Raw genomic sequence first — 2,812 nt, 5'->3', positions numbered from 1 at the left:
TGGGGAGGGGGCTCTCGCAGCGAGTCTGTGCCGTGGAATTGCCCCCTCCCTAACCCCCTAACCCTCCCCCGCAAGCGGGAGAGGGGACGAAAACCAAATCGATTGTTGGCGGACGAATCCTAAGAACGCTACGGCATCACGCCGGCGGCCTTGAAGGTGTCGCGCGAGGCCGGGCGGGCGAGGTAGGCGAGAAACGCCCGCGCCGGCTCGGCGGCAGCGCTCGTCGCCGGGATGTAGGCCGAGTACTCGTTGACGAACTCGATCTCCTTCGGCAACGCGCCGACCACCTTCACGCCCTTGACCGGAACGAACTCGGTGGTGAAGCCGATGCCGAGTTCGGCGTCGCCCTTGAGCACGGCGCCGATCACCTCGCGGCCGGTATTGAACGGCACCGCCTTTTGCTTCACGGCGGCCGCGACGCCGAGCCGATCCAACAGGCCGGCGATGAAGACCGCGGCCGTTCCGCCGCCGGCCGTATCCGTGAACGAGACCGATTTCGCCGCGAGAAGCGCTTTCTTGAAAGCGTCGGTCGTCGAAATGTCCGGCGCCGGAGTGCCGTCGCGGACCGCGACGCCGATTTCGGCACGGCCCACGACGGCGCGGCTTGCGGCCAGCACCGCGCCGTCCTTCTCCGCCGCCGCCACGGCCGCGGTCGACAGGATCACGAGATCGGGCTTGGCGCCGGCCTTGAGCTTGTTCTGGATCGCCCCGACCGAGCCGAATTCGACGCTGACCTTTGTGCCGGTATCGTGCTCGAACGCGTGCGCAACGGTCTCGAACGGCTGCTCGATCGCCGCCGCCGCCAGCACGGCAATCTCGGCGGCGTCAGCCCGGGTGTAGGTTGCGGGCCCCGACAGCAACATCGCAGTCGCAATGGTGAACCCTAAATGGCGCATGGCTCTCCTCCGGTGTTGTCGAGGGCAGTATAGCGGGAAACGGCGCCCATGGCGCCGGTTTGGTCAGTTGCTCCAAGTCGCTGATCGCCGCCAGAAATACGCGCCGCGGCGAACGATGGCCGGATTGCCGGCCCCGCATCGCCGGCGAATTACTGCACTGCGGCAGGTGAAGTCATGGGCCATGTATGGACGGCGCCCGCGGTGCAAGAGGAATCTGACTATCAGCGAAGCGTTCGGGTGCAGCCATGTATCCGGCCTTTGAACGCAGCCGTTTGGCTGCTGGCCCTGATGTGATCCGCTGATCGGTCCCAACCAAAAGCACGCGCTCTTTCTTCGCGGTGGCCCAAAACGGGTTTTCCGATCGACGGTCTCGACCGTTTCGCATCATAATCTTCATCACCCTTGCAGTTCGTGGACGCGCTTAACCAATCCTCGTTCTCTTCCTCGCCGAGCCCCTTTAGGCAGCTTCAGCAAGCTCAGGCGCCCGATAGGTGCCTCCGTGGGCCAACAGTGCCCAGGCGACGCGAGCCATCTTGTTGGCAAGTGCCACCGCGACGACCTTGAAAGGCCGCCGCGCCAGCAGTTGCGTGAGCCAGGGATACTTCCCAGGGTTCTGCTGGGCGCGCCGCAACACGGAATGCGCGCCGACGATCAGAATGCGCCGCATGTAGCGGTCGCCCTGCTTGGAGATCGGCCCGAGTTTCTGCTTGCCCCCGGTTGAATCCTGGCGTGGTACCAGGCCGATCCAGGCCGCGAAATCGCGCCCCGATTTAAAAACCGTCGGGTCTGCTACCGTCGCGGCGATCGCGGTTGCCCCGATGACCCCGATGCCTGGGATGGTCTCGAGCCGCTGGCTCGCCTCGTTCGCACGATGCTGCATCTTGATCCGCTTCTCGATCGCCCCGATCACCGTCTGCACCGCCTCAAGCTGCGTCGCCAGCACGATGACGCTCGCCCGCGCATCGATCGGCAAGCGCGTATCCTCTTCGTCCGCCACGATCGCGAGCAATTCCTTGACCCCGCCTTCACCCTTCGCCGCTACGATGCCGAGCTCGGCCAGATGCGCCCGCAAGGCATTGATCAGCTGGGTGCGCTGACGCATCAGCAGATCGCGCGTACGGTGCTGCATCAACTGCCCCTGCTGTTCGGGCGACTTGATCCGCACGAAACGCATCGTCGGGCGCCGCACCGCCTCGCAGATTGCCTCGGCGTCGGCCGCATCGTTCTTGTTGCGCTTGACGTAGGCCTTCACATCCTTCGCCGGCATCAGACGGACCTCGTGGCCGAGTTTCGTCAGCTCGCGCGCCCAATGGTGCGCCGTGGCACAAGCCTCCATGCCGATCAGGCAGGGCGACAGTGCCTCGAAGAATGCCATCAACTTCCCACGCCGCAGTTGCTTCCTCACGACCACCTTCTCCTTGGCGTCAATGCCGTGGACCTGAAACACGTTCTTGGCGATATCCAAACCGATCGTGGTAATTTGCATCCGGACGGCTCCCCTCATGTGATTCGTCACAACGATCACTCTATGGCACTTCGATGCCGGGAGCGGGCGCCGTCCACCGCATCAAAAGCAGCCTGCCTATACAATTTGCAGGAACCAGTGCCGCATCTCCGTCATCGAGTTTTTTTCGCGTCGCTGTAGTCCACAGCCCTTCCGATCCCGCGAACGGCCACTCTGGTGCGCGCGTGATAAAGCGTCGGTGCTTCGATGATTGCGACGCCGACAAGTTTACCGTCCCGACGGAAATAAAGCCACCACATGCCCTTACTCCCTGCGCGACACCGATCACCACTTGAGGGCGAGACGATCATTGCGGAGATGATGGCGATTCCTGGCACGCATTCGTGGGCTAAAACGATTTTTGCAGCCTGTTGCGGGCGGGACACTGCAGTCCTCTTGGCGAACCGGAAAT

3 protein-coding genes are annotated in these 2,812 nt (G+C 63.6%); all 3 read right to left on the bottom strand.

The annotated features are described in order from the left end of the window. Positions 1-128: 128 nt before the first annotated feature. Positions 129-896, bottom strand: coding sequence for a molybdate ABC transporter substrate-binding protein (gene modA, locus VK804_RS00200; RefSeq protein ID WP_325366461.1), 768 nt, complete (start codon positions 894-896; stop codon positions 129-131). A gap of 457 nt (positions 897-1,353) precedes the next feature. After that, positions 1,354-2,382, bottom strand: coding sequence for an IS110 family transposase (locus VK804_RS00195; RefSeq protein ID WP_325366459.1), 1,029 nt, complete (start codon positions 2,380-2,382; stop codon positions 1,354-1,356). Between the two features lie 131 nt (positions 2,383-2,513). Next, the coding region (locus VK804_RS00190; protein WP_325366457.1) for a hypothetical protein at positions 2,514-2,812 on the bottom strand (299 nt) is incomplete at its 5' end.

The sequence above is a fragment of the Bradyrhizobium sp. genome, from assembly GCF_035484855.1.
In the GTDB taxonomy this organism is placed as follows: domain Bacteria; phylum Pseudomonadota; class Alphaproteobacteria; order Rhizobiales; family Xanthobacteraceae; genus Bradyrhizobium.
The sequence above is the reverse complement of the archived record's forward strand: the minus strand, read 5'-3'. Positions and strand labels throughout refer to the sequence as shown.

What these genes read in the sequence shown, in the direction of transcription:
- modA (WP_325366461.1), bottom strand. Translation starts at nt 896, where the DNA reads ATGCGCCATTTAGGGTTCACCATTGCGACTGCGATGTTGCTGTCGGGG.
- VK804_RS00195 (WP_325366459.1), bottom strand. Translation starts at nt 2,382, where the DNA reads ATGCAAATTACCACGATCGGTTTGGATATCGCCAAGAACGTGTTTCAG.